The organism is Lelliottia sp. SL45 (assembly GCF_026672535.1).
Taxonomy (GTDB): domain Bacteria; phylum Pseudomonadota; class Gammaproteobacteria; order Enterobacterales; family Enterobacteriaceae; genus Enterobacter; species Enterobacter nimipressuralis.
In genome coordinates, this window is the sequence record NZ_JAPPRH010000012.1 from 74,469 (window position 1) to 96,285 (window position 21,817).

The 21,817-nt window shown below is 51.8% G+C and carries 18 protein-coding genes and 1 pseudogene; all 19 read right to left on the minus strand.

The genetic code is table 11. The features are described from left to right. Positions 1-39 precede the first annotated feature (39 nt). The 19 genes and pseudogenes from OVA10_RS24330 to OVA10_RS24420 all read right to left on the minus strand — a co-directional run bounded on the left by OVA10_RS24330 (position 40) and on the right by OVA10_RS24420 (position 21,809). Positions 40-678 (minus strand): DUF2913 family protein, encoded by a 639-nt coding sequence (locus OVA10_RS24330; RefSeq protein WP_268197104.1) that lies wholly within the window; start codon positions 676-678, stop codon positions 40-42. A 168-nt stretch (positions 679-846) separates the two neighbouring features. Then, positions 847-2,193, minus strand: coding sequence for a VasL domain-containing protein (locus tag OVA10_RS24335; protein WP_268197105.1), 1,347 nt, complete (start codon positions 2,191-2,193; stop codon positions 847-849). A 34-nt stretch (positions 2,194-2,227) separates the two neighbouring features. Continuing rightward, positions 2,228-2,677 (minus strand): type VI secretion system baseplate subunit TssE, encoded by a 450-nt coding sequence (gene tssE / locus OVA10_RS24340; protein WP_174341374.1) that lies wholly within the window; start codon positions 2,675-2,677, stop codon positions 2,228-2,230. A 19-nt stretch (positions 2,678-2,696) separates the two neighbouring features. Then, positions 2,697-3,233, minus strand: a complete 537-nt coding sequence (locus OVA10_RS24345; protein WP_268197106.1) for a hypothetical protein — start codon at positions 3,231-3,233, stop codon at positions 2,697-2,699. Between the two features lie 93 nt (positions 3,234-3,326). Next, positions 3,327-3,623 carry a bacteriocin immunity protein gene (locus tag OVA10_RS24350; RefSeq protein WP_268197108.1) on the minus strand — a complete coding sequence of 99 codons (297 nt, stop codon included), beginning with the start codon at positions 3,621-3,623 and terminating at the stop codon, positions 3,327-3,329. Positions 3,624-3,632: 9 nt separating this feature from the next. Next, positions 3,633-4,967 (minus strand): S-type pyocin domain-containing protein, encoded by a 1,335-nt coding sequence (locus OVA10_RS24355; protein WP_442788023.1) that lies wholly within the window; start codon positions 4,965-4,967, stop codon positions 3,633-3,635. Between the two features lie 27 nt (positions 4,968-4,994). Continuing rightward, positions 4,995-7,229: pseudogene (locus tag OVA10_RS24360) on the minus strand (type VI secretion system Vgr family protein); the annotation flags it as partial. A gap of 4 nt (positions 7,230-7,233) precedes the next feature. Then, on the minus strand, positions 7,234-7,758 hold the full coding sequence (gene tssJ, locus OVA10_RS24365; protein ID WP_268197109.1) for a type VI secretion system lipoprotein TssJ: 525 nt from the start codon (positions 7,756-7,758) through the stop codon (positions 7,234-7,236). A 35-nt stretch (positions 7,759-7,793) separates the two neighbouring features. After that, positions 7,794-8,876 (minus strand): type VI secretion system baseplate subunit TssG, encoded by a 1,083-nt coding sequence (gene tssG, locus OVA10_RS24370; RefSeq protein ID WP_268197110.1) that lies wholly within the window; start codon positions 8,874-8,876, stop codon positions 7,794-7,796. Further along, the gene (tssF, locus tag OVA10_RS24375; protein WP_268197111.1) at positions 8,840-10,609 is read right to left on the minus strand and encodes a type VI secretion system baseplate subunit TssF; all 1,770 of its coding nucleotides are present in this window, start codon (positions 10,607-10,609) and stop codon (positions 8,840-8,842) included. The genes tssG and tssF overlap by 37 nt, the downstream gene beginning before the upstream one ends. 32 nt (positions 10,610-10,641) lie before the next feature. Beyond that, positions 10,642-12,249, minus strand: a complete 1,608-nt coding sequence (gene tssA, locus OVA10_RS24380; RefSeq protein WP_268197112.1) for a type VI secretion system protein TssA — start codon at positions 12,247-12,249, stop codon at positions 10,642-10,644. Next, positions 12,246-13,265, minus strand: a complete 1,020-nt coding sequence (locus tag OVA10_RS24385; protein WP_268197113.1) for an AcrVA2 family anti-CRISPR protein — start codon at positions 13,263-13,265, stop codon at positions 12,246-12,248. Before OVA10_RS24385 ends, tssA begins: the two co-directional genes overlap by 4 nt. 2 nt (positions 13,266-13,267) lie before the next feature. After that, on the minus strand, positions 13,268-16,639 hold the full coding sequence (locus tag OVA10_RS24390; protein ID WP_268197114.1) for an ImcF-related family protein: 3,372 nt from the start codon (positions 16,637-16,639) through the stop codon (positions 13,268-13,270). Further along, on the minus strand, positions 16,632-17,840 hold the full coding sequence (locus OVA10_RS24395; protein WP_268197115.1) for a hypothetical protein: 1,209 nt from the start codon (positions 17,838-17,840) through the stop codon (positions 16,632-16,634). Before OVA10_RS24395 ends, OVA10_RS24390 begins: the two co-directional genes overlap by 8 nt. A 2-nt stretch (positions 17,841-17,842) precedes the next feature. Then, entirely contained in the window at positions 17,843-18,106 is a 264-nt protein-coding gene (locus OVA10_RS24400; RefSeq protein ID WP_100780306.1) for a PAAR domain-containing protein, read from the minus strand. A 62-nt stretch (positions 18,107-18,168) separates the two neighbouring features. Beyond that, on the minus strand, positions 18,169-18,468 hold the full coding sequence (locus OVA10_RS24405) for a lysozyme inhibitor LprI family protein (protein ID WP_268197116.1): 300 nt from the start codon (positions 18,466-18,468) through the stop codon (positions 18,169-18,171). A 216-nt stretch (positions 18,469-18,684) separates the two neighbouring features. Continuing rightward, positions 18,685-19,113, minus strand: coding sequence for a hypothetical protein (locus OVA10_RS24410; protein WP_248273740.1), 429 nt, complete (start codon positions 19,111-19,113; stop codon positions 18,685-18,687). 1 nt (position 19,114) lies between these two features. Beyond that, positions 19,115-19,471: a hypothetical protein gene (locus OVA10_RS24415; protein ID WP_268197117.1), complete on the minus strand. Its 357-nt coding sequence runs from the start codon at positions 19,469-19,471 to the stop codon at positions 19,115-19,117. Continuing rightward, positions 19,461-21,809, minus strand: a complete 2,349-nt coding sequence (locus OVA10_RS24420; protein WP_268197118.1) for a hypothetical protein — start codon at positions 21,807-21,809, stop codon at positions 19,461-19,463. Before OVA10_RS24420 ends, OVA10_RS24415 begins: the two co-directional genes overlap by 11 nt. Between the last annotated feature and the right edge of the window lie 8 nt (positions 21,810-21,817).

Genomic DNA, 21,817 nt, shown 5'->3' on the forward strand with positions numbered 1-21,817 from the left:
GCTAAAGATAAATTGTTAATGGCCTGAATGCTCAGGCCATTAATATTCAACGATATCTTGCTTCACGGAACTTGAATCAATCTCTGGCTGTAAAATCAGGACTGTATAACCCATACTCACAGGCAACTTCTCAGTTTTGAGCCCGCACTGCTCCAATAATGGAAATATCCCGTCTGGAACGCCAGTTACACGCACCTCAAGTGGCAGTATAAGATTTCCTGATTCTGTAAATGAGCTATGGAGTTGAGATTTCTGTGTATACACAGCCGATACATCTGTACCGCATTTCCAACCATCCTGCCACTCGGTATCGGATAATAGGTGATCCTGCCAGCCCATTGAACGTAGCGTGTCAATCATGCAGGTGAATCTAAACAGCGTGCTCTGACTGGCTAACTCACCAGAGCTTGCCAGCCAGATATACTCCACCTTGCTGTAAAGCCGTGCTGAGGGCCCTTTCAGTTTCCCTTGTTCCTGTAACCAGATAATGTCAGGCGCCAGTGATTTAGGAAAAACCTTGCGCTTCTGAGCGGTTGAAAGCCACTGCATTATGAACATGTGTGTTTGAAGAGACGTGAGAGATCTTCCCTCTTTCCGTGCAAGCTTTACCGCTACGATGATGCACCAGGCGAGATGAGCCAGTTCAGTATCAGGGCGCTTAGTAGTTAGCTCAGTCAATACTTTCTCCACGACTGTTAAGGGAAAATTTTAAGGCCGGAGATTATCATGAAATTGATTGTTGGCGAACCGGCGAAATGAGGTCGAGTTTCGAAGTTGGTAGAGATGAAGTGTATGAAGTCAAACCGGCGCGTCTTCATCATTACCTGGTACGTCTATACTCAAAATCTATTTTTGGTTGTTTGACGTGGCCATGATGTAGGAGTTATTCAGTTGCCTGAGCTGTAGATCTGCCCGGTTAAGCAGGTCTCGGGACAGCGGTTGATCTTGCGGTGAATTTTGCAGTTGCCGGATTAATTCTTCAACTGGCACGCTTTCGTTTAAGGACTTTGATATAGAGAACACAGCCGTTTTAAGCTCACTAACGGTCAGGTATTTGCCCTTCTTCTCATCGAGTTGATTAAGTCTGTCCTGAAGCGTCTGAAGCTCAGATACTCCCCTGTACCAACCTGAGATGGTGGCATTGGGCAAACTGTTGGCTTGCAGCTTTGACCGCCAGTCCGCCGACAGCTCCTCTGTAAATTTGGCGTTAGGGTAAAGATGGCGAGTTTGTTCTACCAACTGATTACCGTATTGCAATGGCCAATACGGTGAAAGAGTGCTCAGTTCGTTCAGGCGGGAAGTTAATTGTTTGGCGTAGGTATCACTGGATTCAAGCCACGTCGGAGCGTCCTGGCGTAGCTGATCGACAGCCGGAAGAGGCATACTGGTCGGTAAAGCTGCGAGAGAGTTATTCAACGCATCTTCTCCGGGGTGGCTGAATACTATTGGCGTGAAAATATAGGTGACTATGCCCAGTACGGCAGCTGTTAAAATACCGCCGAAATAAGCCACTAATGGAGTGACCCTTGAGGCTGATTTTCTGATTAATTCAACTTCAACTGCTGGTTCAGAATTCACCACATATACCCAGCGCTGACTATTCTGCCTTTCTGCCCTAACCGGTAGTGCTATGTCTGTTAGATTGCTATCCGTCTGGCTTGACGTGACATCACTATTTTCCAGCCTGATAATTGTGTTTTGCAGCATCTGACGAAGCGGCTCAAAACCACTTGCACTGTGCAGTTCGAGCCGTTGCAAGGCTTCACCAGTTGAGCTCAAAAGCCTTATTCCCTGGTTCAGGCTTGGTAAATCCGCCCTATGGAGGGATAAAGTCCGGAACAGCTGCTGAAGACGCTTACTCAGGCTGCTGAGTATTTCTATTCTGGCATGTGCAGAAGCGGGCCACATTGCTGACCATTGATAGCGTATCAGGGCATCCAGAATCGCCATACCTTCATTGAAACCCTGTATACCTGCCTGCTGTGCCCTTGCCAGGGTATACCACGCCGCCGTCTGAAGCTCGACACCATTGGTATCGAAAAGATTTAATGCCAGTTTTTCAACATTCCCCCAGTTCACATCCGGACGGGCAGGATGGGATAGTTTAGCGAGCTCTTCACGTAGCACTGAATAATCAGGCATTGTGCGTGGATCGTTTCCGGTCTTAAGGTGGCGTTCGGTTGTGTGGGACATTGTGAAATCCGTATCGAATGAGGGTCTAAGTTGATTAGATAAACTGATGGTTTTCCAGATGCTGCTGTTGTTTCAAATGCCTGATCATCACTTTACCCTCTGGCATAAACTCGGTCCCATACCGTACAAGTCCGATACCTCTCAGTTCCGCATCGATGGCGTAGCGCAACTCCCCGGGCACTTGCTGTTCGAGTAAAGTTACATTGAGGGACTGCAAACGGGGTTCATACTTGAGCAGGACACCGGCCAGCGTTTCGATCAGCTCGTGGGCTGTCCCGGGCATGCCTTGCAGAATTTTGGTCATATCGGGTAAGCCATAATCTGGCAGATGGGATACGGTACCGGCCCGGGCGTTCAAAATTCGCTGGATGTTATCCAGTACGGATAAAATGACCTGGTCTTCTTCGTTTACAACTTCAAGGGGAAGATCCCCTGTAAAGTTGCCCGTAAGAATTTCATACAATGAAGGTGATTTTCGGTCCATATTGATTTTTTTCCACACTCTATGCTGGTAATGGATAAGGCAAATCAATTTCGGGTGCGTCTGATAACCAACGGCCTGATTTTTTCATTAAATACCCCAAAATCTCATCATTAGTTAAATTGACGTCAGACATTGAATCATTTTTGAACCAGTCTTCAGGATAGTAGAATAGGTCTGAGACACGTGGCTCTGAGAAATTCAATTCTATCAGACTAAGAGCATAACCTTGTAAGGCCTCATTACCTTCAGCTGTACTTATAAATTCTATTATTTGTTTCGCCTCATGGAAAGATAAGTCCTCTTGATATTTGGCTTGATAAAGGGCCGTCTTAACAAAATTTTCTGTGGAAATCCATGAGTGGTAGTCACGAAAATCGCTAAATTCAAACTTAGAAACAGCAGAGATATTCCATTTTTCTATCAATGCATTCACTTTGCTAGATTTTTCGTCGGACCCAGTATCTATGAGATTCGTTAATTCTTCTGCAATTGCATTCATAGATTGCAATTTATCATGATGAATTTCAGATGGATGTAATCTAACTGGCAATGGCATAATAACCTCATATACATTACTGTCATGCTAATTTATAACTTAAGGCTGCTGTGCGGCAACCATGTTAATTTTCTGTTCATGATTTTGTTTGTCCTATGAGTCTTTGAATAAAGAAAGCCCTTGAGACTTTCTCCATTTAATTATCTCTTCTACAACCCCTTCTGGTGAATCATTTTCAGGTTTTGTTGGGTGATAGATAAAATCACCAGCTTTGACTGTTCCCACTACTGATATTATCTTATCCAAGATCGTATCTAAATATTCTTCAAGCTCTAGCCCTTTAGGCGAAGGAGTGGATCTTAAATCCGAGTAGAATTCATTTAAATATATAATAAATTCCTCAACGGTAAAATCGCTGAGATTATCTTTAAAATTAGTTACATCAATCATGGCAACCTCTTATTTTCCATAGTGAATGAATTTATGCAGCTTAGGTGTTACTATCCTTAGATTATCTATATCATAAACACCACCACCTTCTTCAATCGGTTTGATGTGATGGATTTCATACTTCTTAATAAGTCTGGTTGGGCCCTGATAATAACCATCGGACAAACCTGTTGGAGCATGGCCTTCTCTCATTGCATCCAGATTACCTCGGCTAAACTGTTTAGAAAGCACTGGATCTTTACTAATTTCCAACCACAAATCCTCTCTGAACTCCCTGAAGTCTTTGTATTTCCTACCCCTGAGTTTATCAGCAATATGGTGTGGAATTTTAGCACCTTCCCCGCTGTTGGTAACTGATAAATCCAGCCACATTTTTCCATTTTCAATTTGAGCACCATTACCCGTAGCTGTGCCTGCTTGATTTCTCAGGTCATCTTTCAGATAAACATAAATCGGCTTAATCCCGGAGTCAGCAGGGAAGACCAGTATGTAATCGTTAAGATCGCGTTCATCCGGCACCGGGAATGGTGGGGTCGTGTATTCATCTTTGCCGTCAGGAATTGGCGTGACGAGTATTGTAGCCTGGTCTATTGGCTTGATGTCGCTGCCGGTATGTGAGGGAAGGTCACTGCCTTCTGGTCTCTCAGGCGTCCAGGTAATCAGCGGACCATCGGCACCGTGAGCTGGAGTGAACTCATATTGATTATGTTCACTATTCCACACCATGTTTGCCGTACGGACACCTTCATACGGGGTACCTTCACCCGTATGGACGCCATAGACCCGCATGTTGCCCTTCTCATCCTGGCGCCAGAAGAACCTCACCCGGGTTGTTGCTTTTGCCCCGGTGATGGCTTTCTGCCGCAGCTCTTCCTCGTACCAGAATTCATCCCGACCAGGAACCCTGTCACTCCCCTCGCCCGCAGATGGAACGTAGAGTGCGGACATCATCGCTCCTACATACGGAATTCCCCGGGCCGCGCCCAATACGCCGGTCAGGGACCATTCCCCCCAGACCTGGGTCATCACGCCCGTAGCAGCCCCAAGAGCAAGCGGTGCAGCTGTTGCCTGAGCAGGCGCATTTGCGCCCCCGGCGTCAGGCTTACGTTTTTTGGCTGACTGGGCATGCTGAACGACTTCATCATCTGCATGCTCATGCTCATGCTGATGGCCGTAACCGCAGCAGTCGTCCTCGACAGGCTGGGCAAAAATTGTCATCTGTCCAAAGTTATCAACGGGCTCTTCGGCAGTACCGGCATCCGTGCAGCCTTTCTCCTTCAGGCAGGATTTTGCATAAACCGGCGTCACCCACGGGGTGAGCGTTTCGGGATTGAACGCTCTCATGGTCGCCGGAGGCGGCAAGGATACAGCCACCGGAGGTTTAGCACTGGCCGATGCAGCCATAGTCCGCTTCACTTTGCGCATATACGACGCTGTCGTGCCGTACTCCACCTTCCCCGCTTCAAGTCGCAGGTAGCTGCCCCCGCCGATCAGCGTGATACGTTTTTTCCCGGCAAAGGAGATGTCACTCGCTGAGCTCAGCGTAAGCTTCTTCTGTGCAAACAACCGCATGCTGGCGTTTTGCGCCTGGACATCTATCGGCCCTTCTCCGGACTTCAGGCTGAGTTGACCCGTACGGGCAAACAGACCCAGCTTCTCCCCGGCCAGTGCCGTCATATTACCCATCGCACCGACGCTGATATAACCTCCGGCGTTGACAGCCACGTTTTGCGCTGCGGCCAGCTGCATATCTTCGCCGCTGGTCAGGGCCATGCCTTCCGGCGCCGAGAAAAGCACCGCTTCATTGAGCGGTTTCAGCCGTTGCTCAAACATCTGTATCTGGCTGTCGACGTCCGCCTTCAGTGCCTGGGCTTTTTCGGCGGCTATTTCCAGCTGTTGCAGATGTTGATTGAGTTGTTCGATTTCCTTCAGCGCGATATCCATGTCCAGGGCCTCGCCCTGCGCTTTCGCCTGCGCATCGGCACTGACAAACATCCCTTTCCCGGCTCGCAGCGTTCCCCACTCGTCAGTACGCAATTCTGAGCCCCTGCCGCGAGACTCTCCCTTGTTGTCCACCAGGTGCCCGCTGTTGAGCTGCGTCTTGCCGTATTCCGTGGCGAGTTTGATGTGCTCCTCGCCGCGTTTGTCTTCCATCCGCAGTTTTGAGTTGGCAGGCGTCCTGAGGATATTGCGGCTGTGATTGTCCCGGTTCACGAGGTCCGGATGTTCAGAGTCGTGCAGTGCATACGCGATGTACGGCAGATCAACATCGCCGTTGCTGTACGCAATCGCCACTTCCGTACCGTCGATGAGCGGCGTATGCCAGCCCAGCGTTTCACCGGCAGTCGGTTTCGCCATCCGTAGCCACAGATACCCAAAGCCCTGCTCTGTTCCTTCGCGGTCGAAGTCCAGCCTGACTCTGTAGCGCCCCTGGTCATCCAGATGCGCGTACAGGTCATTCTTTTCCCGACTCTCGACGCGTGCCGGAAGCGTGCCCGGGATTTCCGGCCGGGGGATCTCCACCGGGCGGAAGCAATAACGCTCGGTGTAAGGCATGCCCCAGACCGAGACATGCAGGCGCGAATCTCGGGCACCACGGAAGGTCACCAGCGTCAGAATGACACCGTCCTTCAGCGCAGTGAGGTCACTCCCCTGAGGCTCAAGCACTTGTCCGGGCGTGAGGTGGGACGCATTGCTGAACAGGTGAATACGGGCAGTCTTGTTCAACTCACGCTCATGGTGGAGTCGGGCGTAGAATGCCCCGCTTTCGGTGACCGGCTCCGGGTCGGTGTCGTCACCCGCTTCGCGGTACGGCGCGGCATAACGGTAATGCTCCCCGGTCGTCACCGCGTCATTGCGAACACTGACGGTGGTATCCATCGGTGTGGAGGCGGTGCGATAGTTGTAGTCGCGGGTCCTGACAGTGCCGGTGGCAAGGTTATGCCAGGTTCGCACATCCCAGACTGACTCCGCTGCTCCGTCGAACAGGCCTGATGGCTCGTTGTAGGGCAGATTCACATCAAACTGGTAGTTCAGCTGGCTGTCGGCAAAGATAAACGTATCCAGCTCGCGGGTGTTGTCCATTTCCGTGCGCCAGTAAATGCCCACTTCAGACAGAATGCGCCGGATGAACTGCAAATCCGTTTCCCGCCACTGGGTAATCAGCTCACGCGGCGGGTAGGTGCGCTCCAGACGAAATTCAAAATCCGGGCCTTCCAGACCGTGTTTACGCAGCACCTGCTCCACCACCTCCGGGACAGACTGATTCTGATATACCGCGCACTGCCGGGTATATCCCAGGAGCGCCAGCCGGGAGCTGAGCGTAAGCCGGTAGTGGGACTGGTCTTTTGATGTGGAAAGCCATTCCAGGCGGGTAATAATACCGTGGACATTTTTACCGCTCCGCATCCGGAAAGAGGCATATTTCATCAGGACCTGTTCAGGGGGGATATTCGCCTGTTGGGTTGTGAACTCAATGTCCCATTTGAACGGTTCGCTTAGTGCTTCCCGGCCCCGAAATCGCAGAACATCCGGCTTTATCTGGCTGTCGTTGATATCCAGAAAATAGCGGGTCTGCCCGTCAAAAAGCGCCAGCCAGTTATCCATAATGTCACTCCTTTACCGGCACAAGGCTGAGCCAGCCGTCACCCAGCTCGATGGTCCGGGGTTTGTCCGGGTCGAGGTCGTCACGGGTCAGTACCAGACGCCAGCGGTTGCTTTTCTGATCGGGACGATTGAACAGTCCCACCACCGCCACGAACTGTGCATCTACATCCATGGGCATATTCAAAGACACGCTGCCTTTGGGCATCACCAGTATTGCCTTTGAGGCCAGGACATCGTCTTTCAGCACGGTATCGGCATTGCGAAGCAGTGTCTGGTAATCGGCGGCATCAACCGCTTTACGATCTTTGAGCTGATAGACCCGTACCATTGTTGCCAGCGGCGTTTGAGATCCATCGGCGTTAATGGCCGTACGCGGTGCAAAATCCAGATGCAGCGTTTTGATTTTTTTGTAGAAGATGGATTTCGTGATGCTGACCGTACCGTCCGTGACGGTCTGCGTCAGACCGCAGCCTGCGAGCAAACCACAGGCAATAAGCGTCAGCGCCCACCAGCGGGTTACTGTTGCCATTCAAAAGTTCCTTTATTGAGAGAGGGAATACGTGATTAGTCGAAGCGGTAATGTCCGTCTTCTGCGGGTTGCAGTGCGGAATAGTGAAGCCCTTCATAGCAACCCAGGCTGACGGTCAGGCTCTCCCGGTTATTGCTGAGTTTGCCTTCTTTCAGACCCAGTAAACCGGTTCTGCCCAGCTGTATACGCCTGCCCTTGCCCAGGCGAGGCTCCGGGAGCAATCTCACTGGCACGGTCAGACGCAGACGTGCATCACTGCGGTAGCCGAGATAAACACGGATTAAAACCAGCAGATCGGTATGCAGGATCCCGCCGGGTAACCACCCTTCCGCCTCGTCCGGATCTTCCGTTTCCAGCGTCACCAGCACCCGGCTGCACGCCTCTTTGGCCGTTTTGCCCAGCGTGGCACGTTGCGACAGACGGATGCGGTTTTTAGCCCCCAATCCACTACGGTTATCGATATGGACCTTAACCGGGTCGGGTTCGGTAATAATTGCCCGGGTATTCGGTGCCAGCAGGCTCACCAGGGCCCGAATGCCTTCTGCATTGCGGGTGGGCAATCGCATCGTACCGAGCAACGCCAGAAAACGGGATACCGGCGTAGCCACCTGCTCAGCGGTCCCTGGGATCCCAAGTCCCACCAGTCCCAGCAAACACTGTGATGTGGCATCACGGCCACCCGCTTCAAACGTGGCGGGATAGGCGTATTTACGCCAGATCCGGTAGTACTGCGTGGTTATTCGATGACTGAAAATATCCAGAAACGAGGTGACAGCCTCATGCCCTTCACGGCGCTGCGCAATATCATCCAGGTACATCGTCGGCAGTGGCGAATCCACGCCATACATACCAAGGAATGTGGTGCGGACGGTCGGCGGCAGTTCCGGATGGTCTTCATCGGTTTCAACCGCTTTCAGGGTACTGACCGGAAACCCCATACCAGGCCAGGGCCTGAAACGCACCGGGTCGTTGCCCGGGTGGCTGGTGGTACCCAGTTTAGGGGCGTCCGGATCCTCCTGCTCAAGCAGCTGGCAGAAACGGTAGAAGTTGGCCCGCCAGATGTCCTTATTGAGGGCTAACGTCAGCCCGGTATGTGCTGGCTGTGATTCTCGCGCCATCTCAGTCGTTTCCCTGTTGGTTGCAGCACCAGCGTGAGCTGGTTAAAGAGGTGAATATCGGCATAGAGCGCGAAGAACCGGTGCAGCATCTCGCCGAAGAGATTCACGTCGCCCTCGCCTGCAAAATTATCCGTATTTAGCGTGACCTCAATGTCCACGCCCCTGAGCATAAAGCCCTTCTCAAAACGGCGGATCAGGGTGTGCTTCACCGCGACGATTGCTTCAAGCCGACGGAGGTTCATCTCATCGTCAGTCCAGTCATAGAGCGCCAGCGTTCCCCGCAGAACCTCCGGATTGTCCATCATGCTGAGGAAGTTTGAGCCGAGGTGACTCATCACCCGCCAGTGAAAACGATCATTTGCAGGGGGATACAGCGGCATTGTCGGTGCTGTGACGTTTAATACTCTGACGGGTACTTTGCCGGTTTTGACCACCCTGTCCAGCAGGGTACTTTCCAGTGCCTTACGCGGAAGCTGACCATTGGTACCGGTGATCCGCATCGAGAGCGACTCTGGTTTCTCAGACAGCTGCTCCAGTTCGAACGAGCGACCGCCGAGGATCAACCAGGTGTCATACAGGCCAGAGGGGCCGCGTTTCACGCGGGTGTGATAATAACGTTCAGGGGCATCGTGACGCATCATACCGCCCCGGTGCCGGAAGCTGGTGAACGGTACATAGGGGTGTTTGCCATTCTTCACCGCGCCATGGATGTTATCGACGCTGTAAATCTCGGTGTGGCCATCCTGAAGACGCAGCGGCCTGAGCAGGTATTCGTTATCCAGCGGATTAAGCGTCAGCGGATCGGCTTCCAGGGTGAAGAGGTTGATGACCGGCGCACAGTGCAGCCGGAAGTTTTCCGTTTCAAAAGGCAGATCAGATGACCAGGCTTCACTGAGCACGATGTCGATTTCAAACCAGGAGCTGGCTTCAGTGAGCCCGATGGTGTCGAGACCACGCAGCTCAACAAACATAAATTTCGGACGGAAGCTGAAATATTCCAGCAGCAGTTGGTAACCGCTGAAGGCAGTATCGGCTTTCTTCCACAGGCCGTCATTGTCATCAAAACCCATGGGTTTGCACCAGCCATCAAACTGATGACGTTCGGTGTATGTCCTTGAATGGCGCGCATACATGGCATGTACACGGCGGGTCATTGCCAGATGCAGCGCAGAGCTAACCGGACTCTCAGCGTTAAGGAATATGGCGACCTTGTCGATCCCGGTTTTACTCCAGTCCACTTTTTCAGGGCATTCGAAGCGCAGACGGATAGCAGAGCGGCCATCGGTTTCTGTATGCAGGCGGGCGTCAGCAAGGTGCAGCGGTTGTAGCGGCACATCGCGGGTTGTCCGGTACTGACAGGCTGTTTTATGCGGCCCAACAGGACGTGACAGAACGGAGAAGCCTTCCGCGAGCATTTCGGCCTGACGCAGGCCACGCCAGTCTGGCGAGAATTCGACGATGGCCAGCGACGGGATGGTTCGCATATAGTGCGGCCACAACAGACTCACGAGTCCTTCGGTGAGCTCCGGCAGGTCATCATCCAGCTTTTCACGCAGACGACCCATCAGGAAGGCAAAGCCTTCAAACAGACGTTCCACATAGGGATCCCGGGCGCCGGGTTTATCCAGATTAAGCATTGCTGCCCGATCCGGATGAGCGCGGGCAAACTCTTTACCCGCCTCACGCAGGTAACGCATCTCAGCTTCGTAGTAGCGAAGGGTTAAATCATCCATGCACGGCATTCCTGAAAATGATTAAAAAAACATTAGCCACAGAGCACCATGGCACGGGCAGGATCGATGGCGATCAGACCCGCCAGTAGCGTGTCCATCTCAGGCATCAGACGGGCTTTATCGGATTCGCTGCGACCGGCTTTCAGGCGCAGCAGTTTCAGGCGACGAGCCTGGACTTCAAACAACAGTGCGGGTTCCCAGTCTTCCAGCGTCAGCTGTGGTGCACTGGTGGTCAGTTCGCCAAGCAGGTGAAGCGCCATATCGTTTCGACCATACTGCTCTGCCACCCGGGCCATCAGCAGGCGTATCAGCCAGCGATGGCGTGGTGTGTCCATCCCCGGTCGGGACTGGAGCCACGCAAGCGCCGCCTCGGGTCCTTCCGCGTCACCTTTTTCCATAGCTTCGGATTCAAGAAGCAATACATCGTCGGACTGGCTATTAACAACGGTGGCGGGTTCATCACCGTAAAGCAGACCTTCCTCATTCACTTTTTCAGCGATCCAGGCGGTGGTGACTTCATCAGCGAAGGGCGTTCCGTCATTCCATGCCAGCCCTTCAAGGCCAGGAAGGCGCTGAAGAAGAAGCCGCAGATCGAGAAGGACGGAGTTTGTCCAGGCATCCCACGGGTGACCGGCATGGCTAAGCCCCTGCCAGAGATACCACTGAAGATCGAGCCAGAAATGATTCACTCCCTCGCAAAACATCTGGCTGGCCTGCTCAACCAGTTCAGTCCAGTTTTTCTGAAGGTAGAGCCGCTTGAGTTGAGCCCGGTACTCGGCCTTCGGCGGTACCAGGCGGGTGCGCCCGCTACTGTCCAGCGGAGGGATCTGGTCGACCGTATCCCATCGCACGGTCTTTATCAGCCGGTGAGAGGCAAGCCAGCCCTGCGGCTGCTCGCTCAGCCAGCGGGAAAGTAACTTGGCCTGGTCGAGTAAATCGCGGCCCGATTTCACCGCTGAAAGTTGCGGTGAATCCGAATGGGCAGCTTCACGCCCGTGCTCCTGAGTACTGCTGTTCTGGGGGACCAGCGCTTCCATACCACCCGAACGTGCCAGGCGGTTTTCAAGCGCGGTACAAAGCCCTGCAAAAGACGGTTTCTCGGCTTCTGGCCAGTCTGCCACGGCGGATTCAAGCAGGCTTATGGCTCCCGCCGTCAGACCAGCATCATTGCTGTCCACTTCGGGCCATAACAGCAGTGCATCAATCACTTTTGCACTGTTCAGCCACTCCAGCGCAGCTTTCCGGGCAGTGGGGCGCCGGGGATGGCAGGTCTGCCCGTAGCGGGTCAGCATCGCAGCAAGAAGCAGTAAGCCTTCGGACAACCCTTTTTCACCGTCGCGACTGAGTCGGGCCTGCACATACCAGGTCACAACACGTATGTCTTTGGCACATTCGCAAAGACACGTCCGGGCCAGCTCGCACAACAGCGTTGAATCGGTACCCGAAAGCTTATTGATCTCTTCACGCATAAGCTGAAAATTATCATCGTAAGCAGGATCGTCCCCGGTTTCAGACCCCGGGGTGAACGGGTGCAGCCAGTTATCCCAGAGTGACAGGGCATCATTTGCCCGGGAAATGAGGCGCTGCCTTTCTTCCAGGCTGGTGGCGCAGGCGGTTAACAGATCTTCGGGTGAACTCATTCTTTTTCCCGTTTGTTAGTCTCTTTCATAAATCTCACGACCGCTTCCAGAGAATCGTCGTCCTTGCCATTGACGATTTGTGGTGGCTTCCATTTCAGCAGCATACTTTTCTCCTCCCCCTGAGTGGGTTTGCCCTTCCAGTAGCTTTGCCAGTGGGCTTTTCTGACATGGGGGCGCAGGCGCCGATGGGGTGTGGAGGGACTGTACCCTGATGTACTGGCTTCCGGCGCTCGCGGTACCTGCCTGAGCGCGGAACCGGCCCGGGCACCTGCAAAAATCTGCACAGGCTTGTCCGGCGGGATGAGGCGTTGATGCTTTCCGACGCGTCTGGGCGCGGGTCTCACAGGTTTCCCCTGTCTTCCCCATTCACTGTTCTCCGAGCAAAGCCAGAACAGCACCGGCAGCACGGCGTGCCAGAATCCTCGGATCCCCTCCTCCTGCTGATTGATGGCAGTGGAGACAGGATCGGTTAAGGCGAGATACTCCATTCCCATCGGAATGTGCTCCCGGGAAAGTGGATCCTGAGCGAGCGTCAGGGCGAGCAGTGCATCCGTCTGGTTATCATGATCGGCAAGGGTGAAAAATGCGCCCATCAGCGCACCCTGGCCTTCAGCAAAAACCATGTCAGCCGGAAAATCGAGCCAGAATCCCCAGAATGGCAGGCGGCGAAGCATTTCGCCTGACAGAGCATCGGTCTGACGGGTTTCACCCAGCATCCGGAAGAGAGATTCGTCGCAATGAAGCAGTGTTTTACCGGTTCGCCAGGCTGCAAGCGTCATATAAACAATATGCGGCGGGAAACGCTTCATAATTTGAGGACAAAGGAACCCTTCTTCTGGCGCCGGGTTACGCTTCAGCCAGTCCGCAAGCCAGCGTTTACACTGGCGAAACGTCATAAACCGCCATGGGGCAAGTGAATCGGTCTCCCGCCACTTATCAACCTGACTGAATACGCCCGGAGACCAGCCCTCTACCTGTTTAGCAAAGGCCAGCGCAGGATGAATCCCCCTGTTCATCTTTACTCAACGCCTTCGGTGCCAGCGGCAACGTTAAAAATGGACGCTGGTAGCGTAAATCCCTGTAGCTTGAGTAAGGCAAGCGGACCGTCGCCCAGCTCGCTGCGCATGACGAACTTCAGAGGATTGCCATCGGCGGTGATCCACACCAGCTGTGTACGGCTGGCATCGAGTGGAGTGATCAGGGCTTTGTCCAGCAGGCGAATGAAACCCCAGTTACCCTGGTTGTTTGCATAGAGCTGCATACCGCTGTTGACACTTCGCCAGCTGAGTGACACACCCGGATAGTACGTATTCCCCGGCCAGGTGAAGCTCTGCCAGCTTTCCATCTGATTGAAGTAATCCAGGTTTTGTTCATCAAGGGTAAGCTGCACTCTGGCAACATCCCGTGAAGGACGCACCATCAGTTCGAAGTGAACACCCGCATCGCCCTGTGAGAACACGATATCTGACAGTTCCGCCAGCTGATTCATCGCCCGGAGAAAATCCGGACTGACAACCATCCCCTGACTTGCGGAAGGATCAACGACCCAGCGATTCCCTTCCTGGTGCAGGATCCCGCCGAGATTCGTTTTCAGGAAGGTCGTGATTCGACCCGAGTCGCTACGCAGGAACTGAGCCAGTAGCGGCAGGGAAGCATCGCTGCCGGTGGCTTTAAACGGGTACCGTCCCGCAAAGGCCTTATTCCACTGATCGACAATGGTTGTCTGCCAGCGGGCATTGAGACTTCCCGCCGCCGGGGCAAGTACCTGCCGCCAGGCCAGATCCAGCGGTTGCACAAATAACGACTGGCCAAATCCGTTCCACTCCTGCCCAAGGCTTGCCGCAACCAGACTGCCGTAATCGCGGGTATCGGTCAGATCGATGGCTTTGCCCTGGAACACGGTCTGGGCCAGCATCTGCGACATCGCCTGCGGATCCGGGGCGCTGGTGACCTGCTGAAGCTTCAGCCGCACCTGGGTTACGCGGGCCAGCCAGGACTGGAAACTGAGGTTACCGTTGGCACCGGTGCCCTCTTTACCTTCCATCAGCCCCATCAGCGGTCCAAACACGCCATCCAGCGGACCTTTAGGGCCCTGTGCCTGTTCAATAAACTGTCTGGCATTTTTTTTCTGACCGATCAGCTTTTTCGCTGAGTCCACTATCGAATCAGCCAGTGCCTCACCTTTCTGCCCTGTTTTTCCCTGCCAGGCCAGCGTGTTCATCAGTGCCACCAGCGGCGACTGGCGGACATCGCCGATCAGGTTGAGCTGGGCAATCGCTTCAGACAGTGACGTGGCTTCCTGCCACTGAATGCTGTTGACCATGTTCAGCCAGGCATTGCCAAAATCGGTAAAATAGCGCTCCGTCAGGCGGGCTTTCAGCGCTTCAGGAGAAATATCACTCCCGGTCTGGTGGGTCTTATCCGTCAGTACCCAGTCGATTTCGTCGCGGCGGGTCTTGACCACCTGGTCGATTGCATCCTGAACCTGTTCATCCCAGGCCTGGCGGGTAAACATTCCCGGCACAACTTCGTCAGTGCTGAATACCGTTGAGGCATCGGTGTCGCCGGTCATATCGGCAAGCGTTAAATCAGGCCAGTTGCTGGCCACGCGCTTAAGCATGTCCTGATATAACCCGGACTCAGCGTTGCGCTGGCCAATCTGCTTGAGCAGGATCTGACGGACCGTGCTAATTAATTCAGCGTCAGGCTTAATTTTCCATTCCGGATGAGCCGGGAGGTTCTGCGCATAAAAGCCCAGCAGTTTCGGTGCCAGGTCCTGCCATGTGCCATCCGGCACATTCTGACGCTTCGGTAAGGCTTTCATGACGTTTTTGGCCAGCCAGTCTGCGTCTGCTTTGTCCGGACGGGCCAGCATCAAATAACTTTTGAGCACGTCGTAGGTATGCTGTGTACCCTGCGTACGGGCATCACTGGCAGGAGGCAGTTGCACAAAGGCATTCAGCTGCTGCCTGAGACTATCTGCGGTGGCATCCCTCATCAGCTGTGCGTTGTTTTTCGCATACAGCGGCCAGAGTGCGGCCAGCGTGTCGCTGTCCTGATTAAGACCAAATCGGGTGTACCATGGAGCGCCGGTCGCCTCACGGTGTTGCAGACGGGCAATGGCTTGCTGGAGTACGAGCTGGTTGTGCAGGCGTTCGGCCAGGGGTTTTGCGGTATCCGCTGCCTGCCTCGCCGTTTCCTGTGCCTGATAAATCTGGGTACGGTTGACGATCAGGGACAGCAGTGTACCGGCCCCCCACAGAACAATCAGGGAAAGCAGAATTAACCGCAGCATCTTCAGCCAGTCGAAGCCCAGCTTTCTGCCGCTGACGGCATCACAGTCATCAATGACGGCTTTCCATGTCGGTGTGTCGGGGCGCGTGTTCGGTACCGTTCCGGCAACGGCCAGTTCAGGGCTGAACATGACACCGCGTAAACGCCAGGCCGCAGATCCATGCATCAGCCCGCTGAGTAAAACAGCCAGACTGTCTTTCAGCTCCTGCCGCAGTCGGAGGGACAACTGAAGAAGACCAAAGTCAGCCGGATTATTCAGTATCTGTGCCATACCCGCTTTTTGCAGGTGTAGGGCCAGTGTAGAAAACCCTTCACCCGCACCTTTAACGGTGCCTTCCGGCCCGAATATGACCCCTGTCGCAGCTGTTTCCGCGTCCTGATGAACACCGGTTGACTTATCAGTCAGCCACAGCCAGACAGGTGCCTGCCAGCCAAGCTGATGGTCGGCTTTCTGTCGGCAACGCAAGAAAGCATCCCGCTCGCTGTCCGTCGGGAGGGCTGAGGTACTCATCACCTGAATAATGCCATCAATCGGTTGCCCGGATCGCAGGCTTTTCAGTTTTGAAAGGAAGATTTCATCCGGGAGTGACTGCGCATCACCGCCATAAATCAGCACGTTGCCATCACCTTCCTGCCAGAGGTCATGGCACAGACCCGGGGCCGCTTTCTGGACGTCGTCCGGATTACCCATCACCAGCAGGATTCGCACTTTACTCTGCCAGCGACGACCATAACGGAAACGGAGGTGTTCGGACACGGCATCCTCGCTGAAGACCGGCTCTTCTTCATCATCTTCGCTCGTAATGGTGCCTGTTGCCGGGGCGACCATCTGAGCCTTTTTCTGATCCCAGTGGAAATACAGCCCCGATTTACCGGCGACGTCGAAGGCCTTCTCAATCAGCCAGCCGAATAAAAGCATCGCGGCAACCAGGATGGCACAGAACGTGAGGATCCGTTGCCCGTCATACGGTCCAAACCCCGTGGCAGAGGCGACATTTTCCGGAAAGGCATAAAACAGAAATGCCACGATGACCGTCAGAAAAAAGGCGACAGTCACAACGGAGCCGATGAGTGTTTTTACTTTTACCTTAGACATTTTTGGGCGTTCCCTTGCGAACTTCTTCTTTGGTGATGACCGCTACCCAGATGTCGTCTTTGTCAGCGGCGGGTTGTGCGGCGATAACCTGCACTCCGCGCTGTTCAAAGGCTGCATCGGCAAGCGTGATGGCGACCCATGGGGCACCATGGCCGGTGTAGCCCAGCACCGGGTCGATACTGACGTTGTCTTCAGAAAGACTAAATTCCACACCGCTCGCCTCGCAGGCATTATTCCAGCCGCTTCCTGCTGTCAGACCCGGACCAGAAATCCAGCTGCCCCGGAGTAGGTCGGGACCGATGTTGGCCCAGAGCAATGCACGTTTAAGCGTTTTAGTCAGCATGGCCTCAGTTCCTCTTTCCGGGCGATGGAGACGTAATGCATCCGGATATGCGAGAGCTTTACGATTGCTAAGCACCACCATCGAGACAGCGTCAGCGTCTCCTTCCTGAGGAGATGCAGGTAAAGACAGGGTGATGGCAACCAGGATCCCCTGGGTATCCCATCGTTTATCCAGCCAGGCATCCAACGCGCTCAGTCCTTTTCCGGCCATCAGGCGAAATATCCTGCCTGTTTTAAGTAAGAGCTCGGCTTTTAGCTGCTCTTCAACTAAGGGATACAGGTCACGGTCGCAGTCCAGCATCAGCCAGCATGGCAGCTCTGGTGGAAGTGGCTGAACGATTACATCAACACGCGTGGTCAGCTTAGTAACTGCTGCTTTGAGCGCTTTCGATAAATCCGTCTGATATTCTGTTAAGGCCGCGTACCTGACCGGTTTGTCACATCCTCTTGGGTGCGAGAAATCGATAGCGGGAGCGGCGAGTTTCATTACTTCCAGCAGATCGTCGGTTTTGTTTCCGGCCGGACTCTGAATATAAGTGCCGAGGATCCAGGCGCAGCGCTGACCGCGCCGAATTTCACTGTCGATGAGTCTTTCTCTTTCGACATTCCGGGCCGCGGCCCCCACCTGTTCAGCTTTATAGGCAAACCGGCGTAAACCGAAAATAAGCCCCCAGGTGCAAAACGGAAGACCCAGCGCGGTGAACCAGAAGACAAATCCTGTTCTTTCTGACGTCCAGCACCATAGCGTGAGTGCTATGCCCCCCAGCATGAGAAATGCCAGGAACAGCACCCAGCGAAGAGTGCCGGGGCGAGCTACTTTAGGGGCCTGTTCAGGGATGGCATCCAGCCAGACGGGCATAATCAGGCAACCTTGGCTGTGGCAAATGAACTGATCAACGTACAACCACAGGCACATTTATGACCGTGAAAGGCAACCGGGATACCATGATCAAGGTAATCAGGGTTGCCTTCTACGATGGTTGTAGGGCCATGTCCCGGAACAGGGCAGGACACTTTGTCACCTTTACGGGCAACGCCAATACCGCCGAATTTCATCGTTTCTGAGGCGGTCAGTACTGAACCACCGTGGGTAGTTTTATCGCCTTTGCGGATAATCTGGAGCATTAATAAGGACCTCTGCGAGTTAATAATTATCATTAGGTTAAAGTAACTAGCCTCCAGACATATTAATTCTGAATCTGTCCCAGTAAGTCATTTAACTCATTCACTCTAGAAATATTCATGTCCATACGGCATACGCTGTACATTGGCGAACCGATTATAAATCCTTGAACATCACACCAATTTTCACGTGAAGCAATCCAGTTTTTTTGCGCCGTTTCGAATTTACTTGTAATGTCAGGTGTTCCACGCGCTTTAATGATTCTGTATATTTTCTGGTAAACAATGTTCATGTCTTTCTTTGCGGCGTCTGATGCCTGGTCGGCACAACCCATTACAACAGAGTTATTTATATCTTGATTCATTTTGCGACAATCAGTTTCAATCTTGGAATAGTCGTTTAGCGCAGCATGTGAAATACAAGGGAGTATTAGAAGTAAACTCAGTGTTTTGTTCTTAATCTTCATTTTATTTGAACAACCAAGTGGAGGCACTAGTAATTTAACTTACCTATAAGCGCCTGGTTCAACAATTAAAGAGACCCATTCTAGACTCAAGGGCATGTAAATGCTTTTGAATATTTATTCTGTATCATACTCGTCACCATTCCATCGCAAGATATATTTAGGTCCGCAAAAAATATCTTTTAGCCCTTTGTGTGATTTTTTTGATATTCCAATGGATGTACACATATATGCTGCATCTATTGATTTTCCATCATGCATTGTGATTTCGAATGTTAAAGTAGGAGAGTTGTCGAGATTAGACATACAGTCCGATTGATCACAAGTGCCGGGTGGTGTTGAACTCAGAAACGTATACTCGATGATATCTTTTTCACCGTCACCATTTAAGTCAGTAGTAACGCGACCTGTTTGCCCATCGACAAAACCAGAGTTTTTAACCTTACTTGCCGTTACCAGCATATCAACATCTTTGGTTTGAGAACATTGAGCATATGTTGCCGATGCCATTAAAATTAACATAGCCAAAGAGAGTTTTATGTTCATTTTAATAATTATCAACCGTCTTCATATAGGTTTTAATAAAATCATTTAGTTGCTCTACACCATCATATTCGCATTGATTTTCTATCAAATCTGTTCGTTGACCTTCCATCGAGTTATATAAGCCGCATCGTTCAGAAATAGACTTCCGTTGACTATTATAAAACGCCATATCAATTGAATACTCCTTGCCAGATTTGGTAATTATCTCTTTAATGGAGTCCTCTGTTTTTTTTGTGTTGGTTTGTATGCAGTCGATCATATCCGGATGAGATTGCATCGAGGAATTGCAAGTTTGTGGTTCCTTTGCAAAAGAAACAACAGGCAAACAAATTAGTAATGCAAGTAAATTAATCTTCATTTTTTAACTCCAGATTCAACTCGTTTAACTTTAATAAATCTTTCTTCTCTGTCAGAGCTCGTGTTTTTAGATCGTTCCACCAAGTCGGGGATGATGGGAAAAGATCTTCAACGTGATTTATTTTATAGTCCTGAACAATAGTTATCACATCTGCATCTGTTAATGTTTCAAAATCTTTTCCTTTCAACGCTCTCGAAATTAAACCAGTTGTAGGCCCATATTGAACGGAAGTCGACCAAATCATATCATTGATTGCGGCACGAGAATGTGAGAAATTTAGCCCTTTAGATGCTAACAAGTCTATTTGTACTTGATAGTGTGTTTTTTCAATGAAAAAATGCTGATCCTGTGCAAATTCTTCTTTGTGATCGACCGCAATTTTTTTCCATACTTTATTGAATTCAGGTGTGGCAGGTACTTTACCTTCGAATAAATCTTGGTATTTTGACACAGCAATATATTTATTAACCGTTCCCATTTTAGAAGATAATTGATACATTCCATATGACACACCACCATGATCTCCTTTTCCAGATGAAATTACACCAGGCCCCCTTCCTCCAGATTCGTAACGCTCTGAAGTTTTCCCAAGCGGCCATGTTCCTGATGATTTTTTCATAAAGCCTAAGAACATAATCGGATGCATATGCCACAGTGAAGGTCCTAGTTTTTCGGATGTAACATCCTGCATCCATGCCATTTTATCGATAAAATCTTCACTGTATTTCTTCCATTCAGGCGCATCTTTTTTCAGCGCATTGAGGAACGGTTGCCAGATAGCATCGCCTTTTTTGAAGTACCAGTCGCTTGGATGTTTTACGATTGTTTTCTGAATAACGTCACGATAGTCGGGATTATGAAGTGCTCTCCAGTACTCCATTGGCGAATATCGGTCACTTCCGCTGTCAATTTTATCCAGCAGGCGCTGATAATTATGCTTCACGAGAGCATGACTGGTTCGTGTATCATCTATTGCGGCCTGGTAGAGCGAATCGAAGAGGTTACGGAAGAATCCAGTGGGCTGTTTTTTTCCATCCAGGTAATCAAAGCTGGCAGGTTCTGCGGTTTCAGTTCTGAAGCCCAGCTTTGCCAGATCATACTGCGACAAAAGTTGAGGTTCCGCCTGGCCTTTGGGGACGTAAGCATTTTCTGGTCGCAGCTGCCAGTATTCCTGTTTGGTCGACTTATCGACTTCCGTTTGCACCTGACTCAGTGGAAGGATCCCCGCCCTGGTTGTTGCCCTTGTGTCTTCTGTGAATGTTCCTGTTGCAACATCTTTTTTGTACAACGCAAGTCCCGGAGCGTACTTAAGCCAGATTGGAATCTTTTCTCCAGCCTGCTCAGGGTTGGTCAGGAACGTTTCCAGGTTATCATCCATACTCGTGCATTCGATATGAACCTGGTATCGCGCTTCATATCCGCCATCCTTAGGTGCCTGATAATATCCCATATGACCAACAGGATCACCTGCACTGATAGCAAAGGGAGTCGGGCATACTACCTGGTCAAATTTCATCGCTTCTTTTGCTGGAGGCATGAGTTTCTGCCACCAGGAAGGCTTTACCACCCCATCAGTGCCAGGGGACAGGTTGTTTTTGTCCACAAGCATCCAGTATTGCTGCCCTGGTTTCAGGGATGTTTTCTTGCCCTTTTTCAACGCCTGTTCTGAGAGGCTAACAAAGGTAACAAGGCCATACTCTCGCTTATTAAATGCAACGGTATGGAGGCCACTGTCTGTTTTATCCCACTCAACAATAGATCCTTTGGGGATCGTGCCCTTGCGATAGCTTTCACTGGTACTTTTATTGTTGGTACTGGCGGTCATGACCCATTCTGGATCGTAGGCAGTAAGCGTATCCTGGACTGTCCACTTTGTTTCCGCCGGATTGACACTATAGGCTGAATAGGGGGCAAGGTGCATATACAGGGTATAGAAATGCAGCCCGCTGGATTCTTTCTCTCCCGGTTGAATAAAGTGTTTAACCAGAACAAACGAACCGGAAAAACTCAGTGGGCCGGATTCCCATGCAAGCGTCAGATAATCCTTGCAGACACGATAAGCAACCACTTCCCCGTCAGCCATGCATCGCACGGCCTGCTCACCTTTAAAGGGGACCGGGAAATCCAGTGCTTCAAGAGGAGACTTTCCACTAAGAGCACACCACGGGGTCGTGGCTTCCGTGATATGGATCCCGCCATGCCACATGCCACTGCGGCCAATCATATACTGCCCGGTGGATTCTCCCCCGACATGAGAGAGGATCTCTTCCTGATTTTTGAACTCACTTCCCCGGCTGTTGGAGGGGATCGGCCAGACAATTTTGGGTAATACAGACACGATTCACA

Excerpts from the sequence above, each read along its gene's own strand:
- tssJ (WP_268197109.1), bottom strand. The coding sequence starts at position 7,758 with ATGGCAACAGTAACCCGCTGGTGGGCGCTGACGCTTATTGCCTGTGGT.
- OVA10_RS24395 (WP_268197115.1), bottom strand. The coding sequence starts at position 17,840 with ATGCCCGTCTGGCTGGATGCCATCCCTGAACAGGCCCCTAAAGTAGCT.
- OVA10_RS24335 (WP_268197105.1), bottom strand. The coding sequence starts at position 2,193 with ATGTCCCACACAACCGAACGCCACCTTAAGACCGGAAACGATCCACGC.
- OVA10_RS24345 (WP_268197106.1), bottom strand. The coding sequence starts at position 3,233 with ATGCCATTGCCAGTTAGATTACATCCATCTGAAATTCATCATGATAAA.
- OVA10_RS24350 (WP_268197108.1), bottom strand. The coding sequence starts at position 3,623 with ATGATTGATGTAACTAATTTTAAAGATAATCTCAGCGATTTTACCGTT.
- OVA10_RS24405 (WP_268197116.1), bottom strand. The coding sequence starts at position 18,468 with ATGAATCAAGATATAAATAACTCTGTTGTAATGGGTTGTGCCGACCAG.
- tssG (WP_268197110.1), bottom strand. The coding sequence starts at position 8,876 with ATGGCGCGAGAATCACAGCCAGCACATACCGGGCTGACGTTAGCCCTC.
- OVA10_RS24390 (WP_268197114.1), bottom strand. The coding sequence starts at position 16,639 with ATGTCTAAGGTAAAAGTAAAAACACTCATCGGCTCCGTTGTGACTGTC.
- tssF (WP_268197111.1), bottom strand. The coding sequence starts at position 10,609 with ATGGATGATTTAACCCTTCGCTACTACGAAGCTGAGATGCGTTACCTG.
- OVA10_RS24385 (WP_268197113.1), bottom strand. The coding sequence starts at position 13,265 with ATGAACAGGGGGATTCATCCTGCGCTGGCCTTTGCTAAACAGGTAGAG.
- OVA10_RS24415 (WP_268197117.1), bottom strand. The coding sequence starts at position 19,471 with ATGAAGATTAATTTACTTGCATTACTAATTTGTTTGCCTGTTGTTTCT.
- OVA10_RS24410 (WP_248273740.1), bottom strand. The coding sequence starts at position 19,113 with ATGAACATAAAACTCTCTTTGGCTATGTTAATTTTAATGGCATCGGCA.
- OVA10_RS24355 (WP_442788023.1), bottom strand. The coding sequence starts at position 4,967 with ATGAGAGCGTTCAATCCCGAAACGCTCACCCCGTGGGTGACGCCGGTT.
- OVA10_RS24400 (WP_100780306.1), bottom strand. The coding sequence starts at position 18,106 with ATGCTCCAGATTATCCGCAAAGGCGATAAAACTACCCACGGTGGTTCA.
- tssA (WP_268197112.1), bottom strand. The coding sequence starts at position 12,249 with ATGAGTTCACCCGAAGATCTGTTAACCGCCTGCGCCACCAGCCTGGAA.
- tssE (WP_174341374.1), bottom strand. The coding sequence starts at position 2,677 with ATGGACCGAAAATCACCTTCATTGTATGAAATTCTTACGGGCAACTTT.